The organism is Bacteroidota bacterium (assembly GCA_016706865.1).
GTDB lineage: Bacteria > Bacteroidota > Bacteroidia > Chitinophagales > BACL12 > UBA7236.
In genome coordinates, this window is the sequence record JADJIS010000003.1 from 320,753 (window position 1) to 339,558 (window position 18,806).

General features: G+C 35.3%; 16 protein-coding genes. 5 read left to right on the forward strand and 11 right to left on the reverse strand.

Annotated elements, in window-relative coordinates; genetic code table 11:
- Positions 1-134: 134 nt before the first annotated feature.
- Complete coding sequence (locus tag IPI31_10980) at positions 135-533, reverse strand: SRPBCC domain-containing protein (protein MBK7568333.1); 399 nt, start codon at positions 531-533, stop codon at positions 135-137.
- Positions 534-740: 207 nt separating this feature from the next.
- Between IPI31_10980 and IPI31_10985 the strand changes: the two genes are divergently transcribed.
- Positions 741-1,886 carry a DUF2911 domain-containing protein gene (locus tag IPI31_10985; protein MBK7568334.1) on the forward strand — a complete coding sequence of 382 codons (1,146 nt, stop codon included), beginning with the start codon at positions 741-743 and terminating at the stop codon, positions 1,884-1,886.
- Positions 1,887-2,047: 161 nt separating this feature from the next.
- Here IPI31_10985 and IPI31_10990 read toward each other — a convergent pair whose 3' ends face one another.
- Both IPI31_10990 and IPI31_10995 read right to left on the reverse strand, forming a co-directional pair.
- Positions 2,048-2,980 (reverse strand): T9SS type A sorting domain-containing protein, encoded by a 933-nt coding sequence (locus IPI31_10990; protein ID MBK7568335.1) that lies wholly within the window; start codon positions 2,978-2,980, stop codon positions 2,048-2,050.
- Between the two features lie 33 nt (positions 2,981-3,013).
- Positions 3,014-4,867 (reverse strand): hypothetical protein, encoded by a 1,854-nt coding sequence (locus IPI31_10995; GenBank protein MBK7568336.1) that lies wholly within the window; start codon positions 4,865-4,867, stop codon positions 3,014-3,016.
- A gap of 162 nt (positions 4,868-5,029) precedes the next feature.
- On the opposite strand from IPI31_10995, the gene IPI31_11000 reads away from it, so the two are divergent.
- Positions 5,030-7,378, forward strand: coding sequence for a T9SS type A sorting domain-containing protein (locus IPI31_11000; GenBank protein MBK7568337.1), 2,349 nt, complete (start codon positions 5,030-5,032; stop codon positions 7,376-7,378).
- A 70-nt stretch (positions 7,379-7,448) separates the two neighbouring features.
- On the opposite strand, the gene IPI31_11005 is transcribed toward IPI31_11000, so the two are convergent.
- The gene (locus IPI31_11005) at positions 7,449-9,074 is read right to left on the reverse strand and encodes a S41 family peptidase (GenBank protein MBK7568338.1); all 1,626 of its coding nucleotides are present in this window, start codon (positions 9,072-9,074) and stop codon (positions 7,449-7,451) included.
- A gap of 363 nt (positions 9,075-9,437) precedes the next feature.
- Between IPI31_11005 and IPI31_11010 the strand changes: the two genes are divergently transcribed.
- A complete protein-coding gene (locus IPI31_11010; protein MBK7568339.1) occupies positions 9,438-10,301 on the forward strand; it encodes a DMT family transporter in 864 nt (287 codons plus the stop codon).
- 383 nt (positions 10,302-10,684) lie between these two features.
- Here the strand turns inward: IPI31_11010 and IPI31_11015 are convergent, their stop codons facing one another.
- Positions 10,685-11,854, reverse strand: coding sequence for a phosphoribosylformylglycinamidine cyclo-ligase (locus IPI31_11015; protein MBK7568340.1), 1,170 nt, complete (start codon positions 11,852-11,854; stop codon positions 10,685-10,687).
- A gap of 150 nt (positions 11,855-12,004) precedes the next feature.
- Here IPI31_11015 and ppk1 point away from each other — a divergent pair, with 150 nt between their 5' ends.
- Together ppk1 and IPI31_11025 are read left to right on the forward strand one after the other, a co-directional pair.
- Positions 12,005-14,098, forward strand: coding sequence for a polyphosphate kinase 1 (gene ppk1, locus IPI31_11020; protein MBK7568341.1), 2,094 nt, complete (start codon positions 12,005-12,007; stop codon positions 14,096-14,098).
- 29 nt (positions 14,099-14,127) lie between these two features.
- Positions 14,128-15,033, forward strand: coding sequence for an exopolyphosphatase (locus IPI31_11025; GenBank protein ID MBK7568342.1), 906 nt, complete (start codon positions 14,128-14,130; stop codon positions 15,031-15,033).
- 6 nt (positions 15,034-15,039) lie between these two features.
- Here the strand turns inward: IPI31_11025 and IPI31_11030 are convergent, their stop codons facing one another.
- From IPI31_11030 to IPI31_11055, 6 genes are all read right to left on the reverse strand, one after another.
- Complete coding sequence (locus IPI31_11030; protein MBK7568343.1) at positions 15,040-15,405, reverse strand: DUF1801 domain-containing protein; 366 nt, start codon at positions 15,403-15,405, stop codon at positions 15,040-15,042.
- A 24-nt stretch (positions 15,406-15,429) separates the two neighbouring features.
- A complete protein-coding gene (locus IPI31_11035; protein ID MBK7568344.1) occupies positions 15,430-15,882 on the reverse strand; it encodes an SRPBCC family protein in 453 nt (150 codons plus the stop codon).
- A 70-nt stretch (positions 15,883-15,952) separates the two neighbouring features.
- Entirely contained in the window at positions 15,953-16,762 is an 810-nt protein-coding gene (locus IPI31_11040; protein MBK7568345.1) for a GNAT family N-acetyltransferase, read from the reverse strand.
- Positions 16,763-16,774: 12 nt separating this feature from the next.
- Positions 16,775-17,164 carry a DUF1801 domain-containing protein gene (locus IPI31_11045; protein ID MBK7568346.1) on the reverse strand — a complete coding sequence of 130 codons (390 nt, stop codon included), beginning with the start codon at positions 17,162-17,164 and terminating at the stop codon, positions 16,775-16,777.
- A 24-nt stretch (positions 17,165-17,188) separates the two neighbouring features.
- Positions 17,189-17,728, reverse strand: coding sequence for an SRPBCC family protein (locus IPI31_11050; protein MBK7568347.1), 540 nt, complete (start codon positions 17,726-17,728; stop codon positions 17,189-17,191).
- Positions 17,729-17,834: 106 nt separating this feature from the next.
- Positions 17,835-18,797, reverse strand: a complete 963-nt coding sequence (locus tag IPI31_11055; GenBank protein MBK7568348.1) for a TonB family protein — start codon at positions 18,795-18,797, stop codon at positions 17,835-17,837.
- Positions 18,798-18,806 lie beyond the last annotated feature (9 nt).

Genomic DNA, 18,806 nt, shown 5'->3' on the forward strand with positions numbered 1-18,806 from the left:
TTATTGTAGTTCAAAGGTAATTAAATTTTATTGTGGACACTTTATTGCTATCAACAAATGGACTATAAAGATGGATTTGCTGAAAATTGGGTGTTTAATTGCAAATAAATGACTGAGTCGGAGAAATTTTACGATTACAATTCTGCCAAGTATTCTTTCATGGGAGTCCAGTAAAAATCTTGCCAACCCTTGGCCAGAGCTTCATATTGATCGGGTGGTACATTGGTTTGCATAAACTCCAATTGAGTGCTGTTCTTTTTGATAACTGAAAATGAAAAGGTAATAATGGTTATATGCCCATCAGGCAAATCGGCACACCACCATTCCTGCACTATCTTTTTTCCTTTTTCCAACAAAATATTTTTGCCAGTAATATAGTTATCCCAGGCAGAAAATTTCCCTCCGATACGATTGGTAATTTTGGCTTCCGCTCCTGTAAAAGCGGCATGTTTTTTTTCCTGCATGAGCATATCGTATAATACTTCCGGTGAGGTATCAAATGTTACTTTTTGACTGATAGTTTTGTTTTTCATTTTGTAAAATTATTAATGTATTTGGCTTTTTAATGTGATTTAACTTAAGGTTTATTTCAGCGATTTAGTTGAAGTAGCAGAAATTTAAAAAGATTAAACTTTTCTGTCCTAGTAACATTCCTATAACATTTTATTTTAACAAGTATTAACTTTTTGAAAATACATGCACTATAAAATTAGGAATAATTTTAACACAAAATATATTTTATGATTAAAATTATACGATTAGGATTAATTCTTTTAATCTGGAATTCCCTGGGTAATAAATTATCCGCGCAACTTACACTACCACCAAGCGGCGATAATCAAAAATCAATTGTGACCCAATATATGGGGATGGTTGGAATTACCATCAATTATTCGTCGCCGGATGTACATGGACTTAATGGCGAAGACAGAACCGGACATATTTGGGGTGAATTAGTGCCTTATGGTTTATCGAATCAGCAATTCGGATTATCAACCGATGCAAATCCTTCCCCTTGGCGTGGAGGTGCGAATGAAAATACAACTATTAATTTCACACATGATATTCTTGTAGAGGGAAAAAAATTAAAGGCAGGTATTTATGGATTACATTTTATTCCTGGCGCCGAAGAATGGACAGTGATATTTTCATCTAATTCCACTTCGTGGGGAAGTTTTTTTTATGAGGTTAAAGATGATGTTTTACGTGTAAAGGTTAAACCCGAAAAAAATAATTATCATGAATGGCTTAACTATGAATTTATCGACAGGCAACCATCAAGTTGTATTGTTGCAATGGAATGGGAAAATTTAAAAGTGCCAGTAAAATTTTCTGTGGAAGATATTGTTGAATTATATATCAACACCATGCGCAACGAATTAAAAGGAGAAACAGGTTTTGATTATATGGCATGGGTGAATGCTGCAAATTATTGTGTGCAAAATAACAGAAATCTCAATGAAGCATTAACCTGGGCGAATTATGCAATTGAGGAACCCTTTTTCGGAAGGAAAAATTTTACCAGTTATTCATGTAAGGCCGGAGTATTAAGGGCTTTAGGAAAAGTTGCACAGAGTGATAGCATTATGTTGGTTGCCATTAATGATCCAACCGCATCTATGATGGACATTCATTATTATGCAAGAGGATTGCAGGTGCAGAAAAGAAATAAGGAAGCACTGGAAATATTTTTGATCAATTATAAAAAATATCCTAAAGATTATGTTACGAATCTCGGACTAGCAAGAGGATATTCTGCAAATGGTGATTATTCCAATGCCCTTAAATATGCAAAATCAGGTTTGGCATTGGATCCAAATCCTCAGGTAAAACAAACATTGGAGGATGCTATTAAAAAATTGGAGATGAAACAGGATTTTAATTAAGTGCTAAATATTAATTATGTAGTTTGTAAAATCAAATAAACGAGTTATATAATTCAATTATGAGTATTAATTTTTGTTTTTGGATTGTGGTGTTAGAAAGTTATATTAAAATAAAAAAGCTGTTCGCAATCGAACAGCTTTTTTATTTTAATATATGAATTTTATTTCATTTTTACCAGTACCTCATATTCTACTTGTATGTTATTTTGCGAAAGCTGCAATAAATAAACACCAACAGGAAGGTCAGAAATATCCACTTGATCTCCAACTTTAATTACACTTGATTTTTGAAATGCACCGGCAGCGGAGTAGACATCAATTTTTACATCTTCTTCTGTATTAAACTCGGGATTTTCGTTTAATAAAGTAAAATAGGTGGAGGATGGATTTGGATAAATTTTAAACATGTCTTCTGGTGCACCTAAACGCATATAAGGTTCCACATCAATTATAAAATATCCGATTGAATTAGCTGGAACTTTTACACATACTCCATCTGTAACACCCCAGCCTCCTGAACAGGTACCGGTATTCGTTTCGGAAGAAGTGGAAGTAATTTCAAAGCGGTTAAGATAGCTGTCGCTACAAGTATTATAAAAATTATTAATATCAAATATACTGCATTTGCCCGAAGAGGAATATAATTGATCGGCTTTTATGTAATAAATACTAATAGGGTTATCGTTTAGGGAAACATTAAGATCGCCATAAAACTCAGTCACCTCATTCGGATCCAAATAATATGTTTGTGTAGTAGGACGAACATTAGTGTATGCTACCAATATTTTATTTTCGCTCGGCATAATAAATACAGTTGGAGGCAAATTTGGGTTGCCGCTGTACATAGTTGTGGTTGTTTTTAGATACTGATAATCACCATTAAATATTTCTTTGACAAGGGTCATATCGTGATAGGTAATTCTGGGTGCATAATGGTTGTCCACGATTGCTGTTGTGCAAAGTGGCACTACACCTAATTCAAGCTGGTCCTGTTTATCTGTTGGTGTCATAAAATCGGTGGGTACGCCTCCCAGGAAATTCTGTTGGGTATTATAGGTAAAAAAATTGTCCCTTGCAGCTCCAATAAAGTTCATTTTTACGTTTTTTAGAATCCATTCTTGTGTTACTTATGCCTGCAAAAAACTATTTGCAACAACACCTATATAAGGTTTTATGTCTTCAAATTCATCAGAAAGATCTGTACTTACCGAAGATTCTGTTACCCATTGTTCTTTAACCTCCGGACCGTCATCTGTTGCCAGAAAATGCAAATAATTTGCATGGTCTTCCTGTGCATCTTCAATGTTGGTTTTTATATCTTGATGAAAGTTACCTGGTAAATTACCTAAGCCGATAAGACCGTAGTATGCGCATTCAAGCCTTTCATCCATATCTTCATAGTCCCAAACACCATCAGTATAGGGTACAATATCCACATCAAAGTCGTAATCTCCGTCTAAACAATTATCATCCGGTGGTAAAATAATATCCATATAGTTTAATCCCGCATAAGATGATCCTTTAGGGCTAATATAGTTATGAATAATTACCGCATCAAAGGCATAATGCTCTTCAATTTCCTCGGAATAATATGTTGCCAAATCAATATTCCATTGCGGATATGGACAGGGTTCGGACAGAAATTCAGCTTCATAATCATCGCGTGGGTCATCATTAATAAAAATGAATTCATCGCAGGCACGATGTGGGGTAGCAGGTAACCCTATTTTAATATCTTCGGTACTTTCAGTTATCTTTAGCCTTGAGATAAAATTATGATCCATCTCTACATCATCCGGCATTACATATTCCAGTTCAGAAGTTGACCACCCGGTTAAACCGGAATATTCACCACCATTTATATAATCCCAGTAATGTTCAAAATCATTTACGAGTGATACTTCATCAGGAGCACTTGTAGTAAAACCGATCGTACTAGCAAAAAACGGTGCATAAACTTCATTTCCTAATTCCACACCCACCACATGTACATCATATATTGTATTGTCGAGTAAATAACTAATTACTTGTACAACATCATCAGCAGTCTGATTTAATATATCAGCACAATAAATAACATCTACCACATGACCGGGATTATCGTCTTCAATTTTTTTTATCAAAAGGATAAAATCATTGATATATAAGTCCGGCATTTCTTCGTATGTCAAAATACCTGGGTCAAAATTTACCTGATCGTGCCAGAGGCGGTATTTGTCGGTGAAATCTTTTACAGCCTCCAAGGTCATCCACTCATCACAATCGTCACAACCGGCCGGAACCCCATAAATGTCTGTTTCAAGGGTTGTGAGTAAGGTAGGCATATCCATTGGCGGGTCTAAAACATCGCCTGTCCCATCAGTCATATCATAATATCGAATCATACTTTCAATATCATATCCGTAACCACCATTTAGGTTGCCGTAATTGTCGTCAAGTGGATCACTGGTATAATTGGAACCAAGCGGTTGCATAAAGGTACTGGATTGACCTGCCGGGAATCGCAAAACATTTGGTTTTAACGCGCTTAATAGATCAAATGGTGTTGGGTCCTCCCCGTAAGCTAATTCAAATTCGGGTTCATAGGCATGTCCAGGTAAAAAGATGTTACCCACATTAAAACCATAAAACCCTTGTTGAATTGGAGCCGCATTATCAGAAAATTCAATTAAAATATGTGGCTGGTTATCGGTAAATTCCCATAACAACATTTCTATGCTGTCCTGAGTAGCAGAGGTATCTTCAAAAAGTACATAAACCAAACTTTCGCCGTCCAAATAAGTTTCTATAGTGTCGCCTTCAGTAAACATCGGAATTGTATCCGGAGAACAATAGCTGGAACCTGAATCGGATAGAAAAATTGCAAAATTTTCTGATTTACCATAAATATTGCAAGTCAACAATGGAATCATTAAAAGAAGGAAACGATAAAGTTGGCCTTTAATTAATAACAACGTGTTAAAAAATGATGTGATTTTCATAAAAATACATTTTAGAAGTGAGAATAATAAAATATGATACTGATGGTTTTAGCCTTATAGTATTCGGGTAACTATATTATAATCTTATGCAGATTTAGGCATAACTTTTCACAAATGCAAAAAAACTATTACTTTTATTAAAAATCACAGGTAATTTTCACCATGAATAGGTTTTTCGCCTTAATTCTGATTTTCTTCGTTGACACTGATTCCGGTATAGCTCAAGCTCCCGAAATTATGTGGCAGCGGAATTACGGAGGTACAAACGGTGATATTGGATCTAAAATAATTGAAACTGCAGATAAAGGGTATATTGTTTTTGGTCAGGCAGCCTCAATAGATTTTGATGTAACTGAAAACAAAGGAATTTATGACTATTGGATATTTAAGTTAGATTCTAATCTAAATATTGAGTGGCAAAAAACCATCGGAGGGTCGGCGCTTGAATATTGCAAATCCGGCGTAATTACCACTGATAGTTCCTATTTAATTTTAGGTTATACGGTATCATCGGATGGGGATATTTCCAACCCAATAGGTGAAAACGATATTTGGATGGTAAAGATTTCACAGGCAGGAGAGCTTATATGGGATCGTTCTTATGGTGGAATAGGTGGAGAATATGGAGAATGCATCATTAATACACTCGATGGTGGTTTTATAATGGTAGGTGCAACCGCAGGATCAGAAGATCATGATGTAAGCGGTAATCACGGGAGTATGGATTTTTGGGTAGTTAAGCTGGATGCTGAAGCAAATATACAATGGCAAAAATGTTATGGTGGTTCTGATTATGATTATGGATATTCTATAACTCAAACTTCTGACGGAGAATATATAGTAGCGGGTAAATCCGAATCCGATGACGGAGATGTTGCAGAAAATAAAGGATTTGCCGATTTTTGGGTGATAAAGATTGATTCTGTTGGCACTATAGAATGGGAAAGAACTTATGGAGGAACTCTTTTTGATGTAGCCTACTCAATAAAAGCCACAGGAGATGGAGGATGCATTGTTGTCGGTCAAACTGATTCCAACAATGGAGATGTGTCGGGATTTCATGGTGGACCGACTGATTGGTGGTCTCTGAAATTAAATAATTTAGGCGGAATTGAATGGCAGTTAGCTTTAGGGGGGTCAGGGCCCGAGGAGGCCGATATTGTCGTAAATGTTATTGATTCAGGATACGTTATTGCCGGTTTTACTGGTTCCAATAACATGGATGTTAGTGGCCAGCATGGAGATGGTGATTTTTGGGTTTTGAAAATAAACAAAACCGGTAATTTGATATGGCAAAAGGCTCTCGGTTGTTCAGAGACAGATAAAGCTTTTGATTTAATTATAACATCGGATAGCAATGTTATTGTCATAGGGCATAATGGAGGTATAAATGACGGTGATGTAATTGGAAATCATGGTGCTTATGATGTATGGATCGTAAAACTCGGCTATTGTAATACGGTTTTTTATGCAGATGCAGACGGGGATGGTTTCGGTAATATTGATATGGATTCAATTGCCTGCAATACGCCAATGGGTTTTGTTGCTGACAGTAGTGATTGTGATGATACAAATAATTTGATCTTTCCAACTGCAACAGATATTTGTAATGCCATTGACGATAACTGCAATGGATTAATAGATGAAGATGCAACAGCTTTTCATTGGTTTATGGATACAGATAATGATGGATATGGTAATGTGTTAAATGATTCTGTTTCCTGTTTTATTTTGAGCGGTTTTGTGTTGGATAGTACCGATTGTGATGATACCAATTTTTTTATAAATGCTGCAGCAACGGAAATATGTAATTCAATTGATGATAATTGTAATATAGATATTGATGAGGGTTTAATTTTTTATACTTTTTTTGTTGATGCGGATGGGGATGGATTTGGTAATGCGGATGTGTATTTAATTTCTTGTTTTGAGGAAGTTTCAGGCTATGTTTTGGATTCTACTGATTGTAATGATGGAAATAATAACATGTATCCCGGAGCAGAAGAACTTTGTAATTATCTGGATGATGATTGTGATGGAATTGTGGATGATAATTTAATCTATATGCATTCGTTTGAAGATGCCGATAGCGATAATTACGGCAATATTGCAGCGGATTCACTTAGTTGCGAATTACCGGAAGGTTTTGTAATAAATAATACAGATTGTGATGATACCAATCCTGATATTTATCCCGGAGCTGAAGAAATTTTAAATGGTGCGGATGATGATTGTAATGGATCTATTGATGAAGGTTTGCAAACAAATAATATTCTATTATCGCAATTAAATATTTATCCGAATCCGGCAAGTGAGATGTTATTTATCGAATATTCCGGTAACGAACAATGTTCTATTGAGATCGTAAATGTTACAGGAAGTATTATTTATTCCGATGCTAAACTTTTAAATCCTCAAACGATCAATATCAGTAAATTTGCAAGTGGAGCCTATGTTATAAAGCTACAAACTGCAAGTGGTGAAGCATCTGTTGTGTTTGTGAAGAATTAATTTTACGCCTTTGTAAAAATGCCTCTCTAAGGCAAATTCACAAAGGCGTAAATTATTTAATTATTTAAATTTATTTCCCTGCTATCTTCAAATTTTGAAATGTTTGGTCTTTTAATGAACTCAGCGCTTTAAGATAAGCTTCATCATTTGAATTCACTACGATCCAATACGCTTCAAAATTAAATAGGTCGCGGGCAATTACTGCTTTTATTACTGTTGCAAGTTTATCCTCACACAATTTAAAATCTGCCTCATTTTTCACAACACTATCAGCCGCGGCATAATCAAAAAATTGTTGCCATAATTTTTCTGTCAAAACAAATTCTTTGTTGAATTCCATTGCACTTGCATATTCTTTGGTAAGAGCGTTTCGGTTATCGTTTACATAAGTCAATGAAAATTGATTTACAATTCCTTTTCCAACAACTTCAGCATAATAATCGGTAGCCCAAGTTGTATCCAAAGCGATATAAATATCAGGCATAATTCCACCACCACCATATACAACACGTTTACCGCTTGTATAAAATGTGAGAGAATCGGGATAATGATAAACGGAATCTCCAAGCAATTCGCCATCGCGATATCGTTCACCTAATTCACTATGGTATGCTTCTAATCCATCCTCATACGATTTTTGAATACATCTTCCGGAAGGAGTATAATATCGGGAAACGGTAAGTCTCATTGCAGAGCCATCAGGTAAATTAAATGAACGCTGAACCAGTCCTTTACCAAAACTTCTCCTTCCAATTACCAAAGCGCGATCCCAATCCTGCAAGGCACCTGTTACGATCTCACTCGCAGATGCAGATCCTTCGTCAATTAACACAATAACCTTTCCCTTTAACATAGTTCCGTCGCCAACCGAATTTGCATCCTGACGGGGATAGGCTTTTCCTTCTGTATAAACGATAAGTCGGTTTGCAGGAAGAAACTCGTTTGCCATATCAATCGCTGCATTCAGATATCCTCCGCCATTTCCGCGAAGATCAAGAATAAGGTTTTGCATACCCTGCGCCTGTAACTCCTTGAGTGCCAATTTGAACTCTTCTGTGGTAGTTGCGGCAAATTTACTCACACGGATGTAACCAGTTTCAGGTTCAGCCATATATTTCGCATCAACACTATATAATGGTATTACATCTCTGGTAATTTTAAACTCAAGTGTCTTTTTGGCACCTTTTCGGTCGATAAACACTGTTACATCGGTTCCCTTTTTGCCGCGTAACCGATCGGTTACACCTTTATTTGACATCCCAATACCGGCCACTTCTTCCTCATTTATCCTAACTATCTTATCTCCAGCCATAAGTCCAACCTTTTCGCTTGGTCCGCCGGAAATAACCCCAACTACGATGATAGTGTCGTTCAAAAGGTTGAATTGAATTCCAACGCCTTCAAAATTGCCCTCCAAAGGCTCGTTGGCTTCCTTAAGTTCATCCTCGGTAAAGTAAACAGAATGCGGGTCCAGCTTGGTCAGCACCTCCACTATGGCGTCCTCAACCAATTTACCTGCATCCACATCATCCATATAACGATCGTCAACTATGGACAGAAAACGCTCGAACTTTTCCATTGCCTCCGCCTCGGTCAACTCCTGTGGCGTTTCAGATTTCATAATGGTTTGTTGTGCATAAACACATTGAAAACCAATAACTATCAGTGCAAACAGCGAAATATTTATTTTATTCATAATTTAAGGGTGTTCTTTTGATATTTAAGTTCAAATTTAATTTGATTTTTTCTATTAACGATGAAAATGTTCAAATAGGTTCAATTTAACAAAACTTAACCTTCCTGTGGTATTGTGTTCAGGCGAATTATATACACATCAATCTTGCCACAATTTATCATTTTCAATATATTTGAAAAAGAAAAAAGCCATTTATTCTAAGGATATAAAATTATTCTAAACTGAATTTCACGTTCTTTTCTCATAGGATTACTTTTTTTTAGATTTCCATAATTCACTTCCGTAATTTTGTTGCGGAATAAAAATCCACTTCCTATTTTGTTCAACTATCGCAAAAACAGCCACACTCACGCGATTTATTACATGATCTCCTCTACATTTCTGTTTGCATTAATGAATGTAATGGTAAAAATGCTGGAAGGAATCCCATCACATGAAATTGTTTTATTCCGGTCGGTTATTACGCTTCTGATTACTTTGTATTTAATGCGGCGCAAGAATATTGCTCCCTTAGGAAAAAGTCATCGCCTGATCATGGTAGGCAGGGGAGTGGCAGGTTCTATAGCTTTATTGATATTTTTTTATACCATAAAACATTTACCTCTTGCAACGGCAGTAACCGTAGCTTATTTATCACCAATTTTCACCATTATTTTTTCTTCTGTTTTATTGCGCGAACATGTAAATTGGAAACAATGGATGTTCTTCGCCATTTCTTTCACGGGAATTGTTTTTATAAATGGCATTGAATTAAATGAAGATACCTCCATAGTTTTATTGGGTGTATTGGGAGCTTCATGTTCTGGTCTTGCCTATAATGCACTTCGAAAAACTGCGGGATTTGTAGACCCGCTGGTTGTTGTTTTTTATTTACCACTAATAACTATTCCTGTGATCACTCCGTTTTGTGTGCAACATTGGGTAACACCACATGGATGGGAATGGATATTACTGCTTGGTGTGGGAATTGTAACTCAATTTGCCCAATTGAATATGACAAAGGCATACCAAATGGAAAAGGCAGGAGCAATTGCAAACTGGGCGTATCTGGGAGTTGTTTTTGCTTTGATATTCGGATATTTGATCTTTGAAGAACACTACGATATGGCTGCTATATTCGGAATGTTGATTGTGGTGGCAGGAATAATCGCCAATTTTTTATATGTGAACAGAGTTACATCTGCGAAAAGGTTTAAGGCGTATTTCAGAGGGTTTCCGGGATTGTGATTATCGTGATTCGTGATTCGTGAATCGTGAATCCGGTTTGCAAAACTGGGAGAAATAATAAATCCGCCAGTGGTCGGACAGGTATCAATCAAAAAATAAATAATATCAATCGGATATACATCTTTAAACTTTCAGCTCCGAATCCACAGAGTTCGCTGCGCGTAACTCTAAAGGGACACTCATGTGATGTAGGACCCAGAACCCAGAACCGAAACATTTAGTGATCGACGCAGGAGATCTACTACATGTCAGAACTCAGAACTCAGAACTCAGAACTCAGAACACAGAACCCAGAACCCAGAACTCAGAACCCAGAACTCAGAACATAGAACTCAGAACATAGAACTCAGAACCCAGAACTCAGAACAAAGAACTAAACAGAATTAATATTCAAACACCCCGTAATCGCTTTTAATAGTAACACTTTTTTTCTGAGCAGTTTCTACGTATCCAATTATTTGTGCATCAATTTTAAATTGTTTTGAAATTGCAATAATTTCTTCTGCAGTTTTTTCGTCGGTGTAAAATTCGAGGCGATGTCCCATATTAAATACGCGAAACATTTCTTTCCAGTCTGTTTTTGATTCTTCCTGAATTATTTTAAATAATGGCGGAATAGGTAATAAATTATTTTTGATGATATGCACATCATCGATAAAATGCAAGACTTTAGTTTGTCCGCCACCACTGCAATGAATTATACCTGAAATATTTTTTCTATACTGATCTAAAATTGTTTTTAATATTGGTAAATAAGTTCGGGTGGGAGAGAGCACTAATTTTCCTATATCTGTATTTGTTTTTCCAATGGATATTTCGTCGGTAACAAGTTTACTTCCTGTATAAACCACCTCATCAGGAATGGCAGGATTAAAACTCTCGGGATATTTCTCCGCATATATTTTTGAAAAAACATCATGGCGTGCACTTGTTAGTCCATTGCTTCCCATTCCTCCGTTATATTCCTGCTCATAGGTTGCTTTTCCATAACTCGCTAGTGCAACAATTACATTTCCCGGTTTTATATCATTAATAATGAGTTCACTTTTTTTTATTCTTCCAAAAGCAGTAATTCCAACATCAATTGTTCTTACAATATCGCCAACATCTGCTGTTTCACCACCTGCATGATGAATATTTACCCCATTTTCCTGCATGGTTTGCAAAAAATCCATGGTTCCATTTATAACTGCTCCTATCACTACACCCGGAATAACACTTTTATTTCTTCCTATGGTGGAAGAGATTATGATATTATCTGTAATTCCAACACAGGCCATGTCGTCTAAATTCATCACAAGAGAATCCTGTGCTATGCCTTTCCAAACATTAAGATCACCTGTTTCTTTCCAGTAAATATAAGCCAGTGCTGTTTTTGTGCCTGCGGTATCTGCATGCATCACATTGCAAAACTCTGCATCTCCTCCAATAAAATCAGGTAGTATCTTACAAAAAGCCTTTGGAAACAATCCTTTATCTAAATGTTGAATTGCTTTGTGCACTTCCTCCTTTTGAGAAGAAACTCCTCTTAAACCATATTTATCCTGATCCATGCCGCAAAATTACGGAAATGCCGCCATCACTCGATTTGTTAGGTAAAAATTAATTAACAATTAATTAATCAAATTGATGGTGCCCTATCATTTTTACGCAAGTATTTTAGCCAAAGTTTAATTTTGCCCTATATTCCAATAATCTAGGGTATGTCGAAAAGTAAAATAAAAGGGTTGAAACTGAAGTATATTAACCGGGATCTGAGCTGGTTATCGTTTAATGAGCGCGTTTTACAAGAGGCTGAGGACAATCGTGTGTCACTTAATGAGCGAATCCGGTTTTTGGGAATATTTTCCAATAACCAGGACGAATTGTTCAGGGTGCGTGTTGCAGTTCTCCGCCGAATGGTGAAAATGGAAAAATCGTCGTTAAAACTTTTTGATAGCAATCCTGCCAAGATCCTCAATCAAATTCAGAAAAAAGTGCTCGTGTTAAAGAACAGGTTTGACAACGCCTATCTTAAAATTCTTGAGGAACTAAAAAAGCATAAAATATTCATTTTAAATGAACGCGAGGTAAATAGTCAGCAAGGGGAAATTATACGCCATTACTTTAATGAAAAGGTTCATCAAAGGCTGTTTCCAATAATGTTGGATAATGTAAAAAAGGTTCCTTTACTCAATGATAAAACCATTTATCTTGCTGTAAGGATGATCAAAAAAGATAAACCCAATGCAACCAGATATTCATTAATTGAAGTTCCTGATGGAGAGCCATCCCGTTTTTTTGTTTTGCCTGATGATGGGGAAAAACAATTCATTATTTTGTTGGATGATATTATAAGATATAATCTCGATTCCATTTATTATATTTTTAATTACGATAAGATTGAAGCGTATACTATCAAAATAACCCGTGATGCGGAATTGGATTTTCATCCCGACCTATCACAAAGTGTTTTAGAGATCATACAAAAAAGTGTAAAACGAAGAACAAAAGGAGAAACAACACGATTTATTTATGATGCAGAAATGCCCGAGGATATGTTGCAGTTCTTTGCTAAAAAAATGAAGTTACAGCGCAACGATGCAATTATTCCCGGTGCACGTTATCACAACTTTAAAGATTTTATAAATTTTCCCGATCTGAACAGAGTGGATCTTCGTTATGAAAAATTGCCTCCTGTACATCATCCTTTATTAAATACAAATTCCAGTATAACCAGTGTATTGCGTCAGCGGGATATTTTGTTGCATTTTCCATATCAGAGTTTTCATCATATAATTGACCTGCTTCGCGAAGTGGCAATTAATCCGAATGTAACCAGTATTAGTATGACACTGTACCGTGTTGCAAAAAACTCAAGTGTTGTTATGAGTTTGATCAATGCTGCAAGAAATGGAAAACAAGTTACCGTTATCATGGAACTGCAGGCACGATTTGATGAAGAGAATAATATATTCTGGGCAAATAAATTGCAAGAGGAGGGAGTAACAGTTTTATTTGGAGTGAATAACCTTAAGGTGCATGCAAAATTGTGTCTAATTACACATTTACACGAAGGAAAAAATGTGCACTATTCCATTATTGGAACAGGTAATTTTAATGAAAATACAGCGCGAGTATATACAGATTTTTTCTTGCTGACCTCAAAACCGGAGATCACCAAAGAGGTGAAAAAGATATTTGAATTTTTTAATAATCGTTTTGAGATGAGTAAATATAAAAATCTTATGTTGGCTCCTATCAATATGCGATTAAAATTAAAACAGCTAATTAGCAGAGAAATAAAAAATGCAAAAGAGGGAAAACCGGCGAGTTTATTTTTTAAGATAAATAATTTAGTTGACAAGGAGATAATTAAAAAATTGTATGAGGCAAGTGTTGCCGGTGTGGAGATTAGATTAATTGTAAGAGGCATATGTTCTTTGGTGCCCGGTGTTCCGGGATTAAGTGAAAACATTGAGGCAATAAGTATTCTGGATCGTTTTCTGGAACACCCTCGGGTATTTTGTTTTCAAAATAACGGCAAAGAAGAAATTTATATCGGATCAGCCGATCTTATGGAACGAAATATAGATTTTCGTATTGAAGTGTTAAGTAATATATTGGATAAGGATGTGCGCAAACAACTTAAAGAAATTTTAGAAATACAGTGGAGAGATAATGTTAAAGCACGCACCCTTACACACGGTCATTTAAATGAATATATTCTGCCGGAAAAAGGGGAAGAATCTGTTCAAAGTCAGAATGCAATTTATTCCTATTTTAAAAGTTTATACGAAAACAGGGCTATAAAATAAAAGCAATAAAAAATACCAACTAATTAAGGATGAAATTTGCAGCAATTGATATAGGAAGTAATGCGATACGATTATTGATCGAGAATGTTTATGAAACACAAAAGGGACCTGTTTTTCATAAGGACTCCATGATAAGAATTCCGGTTCGTTTAGGAGAGGATGCATTTTTAGATGGTGTAATTTCTGAAGAAAAAGTTGAAATGGTGGTCAAAACAATGATCGCAATGAAACATATTATTGATGTTCATAAAGTAATTGATTATAAAGTTGTGGCCACCTCTGCAATGCGTGAAGCTAAAAACAGTGCAGAAATTATTGAACGTGTAAAAAGTGCCACAGGAATGCAAATTCAGGTTATAACGGGCGATTCAGAAGGAAAAACGATCATGGAATTGCCCTTGGAACAAGCAGGAATGGAACCGAATGAATATTATTTATATATTGATGTAGGTGGCGGAAGTACAGAACTTGCATTGTTGGGTCAGGGTAAATTAATTGCAAACAGATCATTTAATATTGGAACATTGAGAATATTAAATGATCAGGTTACGGAAAATGATTGGAGGGAAATTCCCGAATGGATAAAAAAACACAAGAACTTTAATTTTGAATTAAGTGCTATTGGAGTGGGAGGAAATATTAACCATATTATGAAACACTACGGAAAATCCGGTAAAATATATTTGAGTATTTCCATTCTTAAACGCGTAATGATGTATATGGATGAATTGAGTATGGGAGAACGTGTTCGCGACCTCGGATTAAAACCCGATCGCGCCGACGTGATCGTTCCGGCACTAAAAATTTATATCAATGTGATGAAATGGGCGGGAATTGAAAAGATCTTTGTCCCTAAACAAGGATTAAGTGATGGATTGATCACCGAATTATATCACGACTGGAAAAATAAGATCTCAGTAGCAACTCCTGAATAATAATAATTATTTAATTTTGATCTCTCCTGATCTGTAAAGGTCTAGTATTTGCTCCAGTATAAATTTGATTTTTTTTACCGGCAGATCCTTATGTATATCGAAAAGCATAATTTTCATACGAGCTCTTTCTTCTAAAATAAGATCTGGATGCTCTATTCTTTTTCCTTCTACAATACCAATATATGGTATATCTGAATCCTTTTTCACCCATAGGTAACAAAACATTTTTCCTTTGTATAAAAAAAATGGCATTCCATATTTCCAGGCTGGTGTAATGGCATCATCCATACTTAAAATAATATCACGCAAGGCCAATAAACAATGGCGCAAGTTTTCTTCTTTAGATAGATAATAATTGTCTAGATATTGCATTTGTTCGGACTGAAAAATTCTTTTCTACACAGCAAAAATCTCCTTTAATTTGTTTTCTCTGAATTTAAATATTTTTTTTACCTGAGCATCAACATATAATTTTTCTGCAATCCATCCAAAAACACTTTTTCCCACATCGTAATGCAAAATATCGGTCATTAAAGTGCCTGTTGTTGCTGGCTTGAAATGATGTTCATGGTGCCAGATTCTATAAGGGCCTTTGCGCTGCTCATCTACAAAATAATGTGGTTCATTAATATGCGTTATCTCAGTCACCCAATCAAGCGGAATATTCAGGATGGGCGTTATTTTGTATGTTATGAGCAATCCCTCATACATTTTTTCCGGCACTGTTGAAGTGATCTTAAAAATCATCTCCTCCGGTGTTATCTTATTTAAATTATTAGGGGAAGAAAAAAAATCCCATGCTTCCTGGAGCGTGATAGGTAATAAAATTTCGCTGCGTAAGGTTTTCATTTATGTAATAGATATGAAGCTATAGTAACAAAATTAATGTCTTTATGTTCAGCGGCACCATCTTAGTTGATCATCCAACATAACCACCAACTCTGTTATAAAGATTTTGTGGTTCCCATTTCCTTTTTTCTCCTAAAACCATTCGTTTTAGAATTCGCTGAGGGGTAAATTGTAAATCTATTAGAAATTTGATCGCTTCAAGATTATCAACCGGCAATGTTGCAATTTCATTATCTAAAAGCCTTGTTTGCATTAAGGCTATACCGGCAACGGAATTATCTGCAATAATGAGGCCCTCACCAAATGTTGGAAGATAAAATCCCTGCAGTCTATCTTCGTCGTAATATACTTTTGCCGAGCCAAAATGTTCCTGAAGTCTGAAAAATCTGTCCTCTCCGCTCATCTGTTTATCAAGTTCACGAATAACTTCTTTGTGTTTTTCTTTTATTCCGATTATTTTTTCTGAAATATCTAATTCGAAATCAGCATCGGGTTGTTTATAAATAATGTAATCAGTATCCTCGATAAATCCTTGTTTTTTATACACCGGAAATCCCAGATCGGTAGCGAGTAGGTGCACACTTAAACAATTTTTGGTGGCAACTATATCTAATAGTTCCTTGGTGATCATATTTCCAAGTCCTTTGTTTCTATGATCAGGATGAACTATTATATGTGCAAGCCATGCAGCATCGTTATGAATAATAGCTGATCCGGTTCCCACAAGTTTACCATTAAAAACGAGTTTAACGGGGAAACAAAAGTCGGAAATTAAATAATATATAAAATGAGGAGATATATCTTTCCAATCCGGAGGATTAATGGATGGAATCCGGGAAAGGTCTTCCGTTGTGAATTCTTCAACGATATAATTTTCCAATTTTAGTGCTTTTTAATTATTTTCTATTAGATCGATCCATTCGAGGACTACTTTTTCCAATTTCGTTTTTTTATTTTTAATATCATCCATGGAATAAAATCTTGCTTCGCGTCTGTCCTTCCATTTGCCTTCCAACAGATCTCCGCTATCGTTTATCATTGCTCCATTATAAAAAATAAAAATGATCTGGATAAATTTTTCCTGATGAAGGTTGAAGGCCGCCATATCCTTAATATAATAATAACTCGGAGCATTCCATTTTATGCGTTCAGCAATTTTGCTGCTAGCATTTTTTATGATAATACGCAATTCCTCTATTTCTTGTTTCAATGGATGCTCACTCGCCTGCATTAAACTATCAGGGGATTCCATTTTTGAAACTACTGTTTTTTTGGGTGACATGCAGAAGTTATAATTAGATGAAAATTATGATTCTAAAACCTTTTTTAAATTTACAAGACTTACCATCATATCGTTACCCAACATTTTTGGAAGGTCCATTATTAACAACATGAAATTAGATGGATATTTCATGGAACTTTTAAATCCCCATTTTACCTTTGTTTGTCCATCGGCAATTGTTTCGGCGGACATATAACCATGTGCTTTGCCTTCAAAGGGTTTGAGAAAATGTAATAAAAATTCGATTTTTTCTCCTTCATTTACTTTTGTGATAGTCTGTATTCCGTGACCCACTTTTTTATTTTCACTTTCCCATTGGTATACAAATCCGGCAGTACCATCTGTGCCGGTATAGGTTCTTTTAGAATTTGGGTCCATCATCACCCAAACACTGTATTGATCCTGATTTTTAATATGTTTGATATAATCAAAAACAGCATTTTTGTCTTTATTGATCAGGATCTCTTTTTCAACCGTGTAATCTTTTTTGACAAATAATGCGATAATTAAAGGGATTGCAATTATTGCTACTATGGCAATTAAAATGATGATTGCTATATTCATATATAATGGGTTTGTGTAGGTTTTATATTATGCTTTAAAAAGGTGCATTCCCTTCGGAGAATAAAATTAATACTTGTAACAAACTTAGCCAATTTTTTGGAGGTTATCAATCTAATTTAAAGCTTACAGGAAGTGTAAACCAAACTTCCACATTTTTGCCATTTTGTTTTCCTGGTGTCCAGGCAGGCATTTCATTAATTACCCGCATGGCTTCGAAATCGATAAGTGGGTAAATTGGATTTATTGTTTTGATATTATGAATTTTCCCGGTTTCATCTACTGAAAATTTAACAATGGTCTTACCCTGTATACTATTATCTCTGGCATCACGAGGATATTTAATTTTTGTAGAAAGATATTTATAAAGTGCGGAGACACCACCTTTATACTCGGGAAATTCCTCTTGCAATTTAACTTGTTCCATAATGCTGTCAATATCGGAATCTGTAGAATGTTTAACAGTAGAAATTGTATCTCCGTCTGCATTGAAACTGTATTCGAATTTTAAATTTCCGGTATTGCTGAAAGTATAGGTTTTACTTAAGAATCCATTACTGTATAGTTTTTTTTCATTAATTATACCACTTTCATTGTAATTGTAGGAGGTATCAGTTAATATTCCATTTTCGTAATGATCAAGGTTGTGTAATTTACCATCCTCATAATAATATCGGGAAACACCGTTTTTTACATTGTTTTTAAAATAGGTTTCCAGCGATAATTTGCCGTTTTTATAAAAGATCATTTCTGATTCCATTTCCCCCTTTTTATTATAAGGAGTTATGGAATATAAAGTGCCGTCTTCATTAAAGATCAAGGTGGTATCCATTTTCAGCCCCTTTTCCAGATCGCTGTATTGATATTTATGAATCAATTTGCCGTTTTTTAATTCCACACGAATTTTAACGGCACCCTCAGGATATTTTTTGGCACATTCAACAGTTGCCTTGTATTGATAATCACTAACGGTGGTCAATGCAAAATCTGCATTAAAATAATAGGTAATAATATATTGGGCAGGCATGCAGGTGTATGAAAAAACCAATAAGACAATTAATGTTTTTTTCATATCAACTGC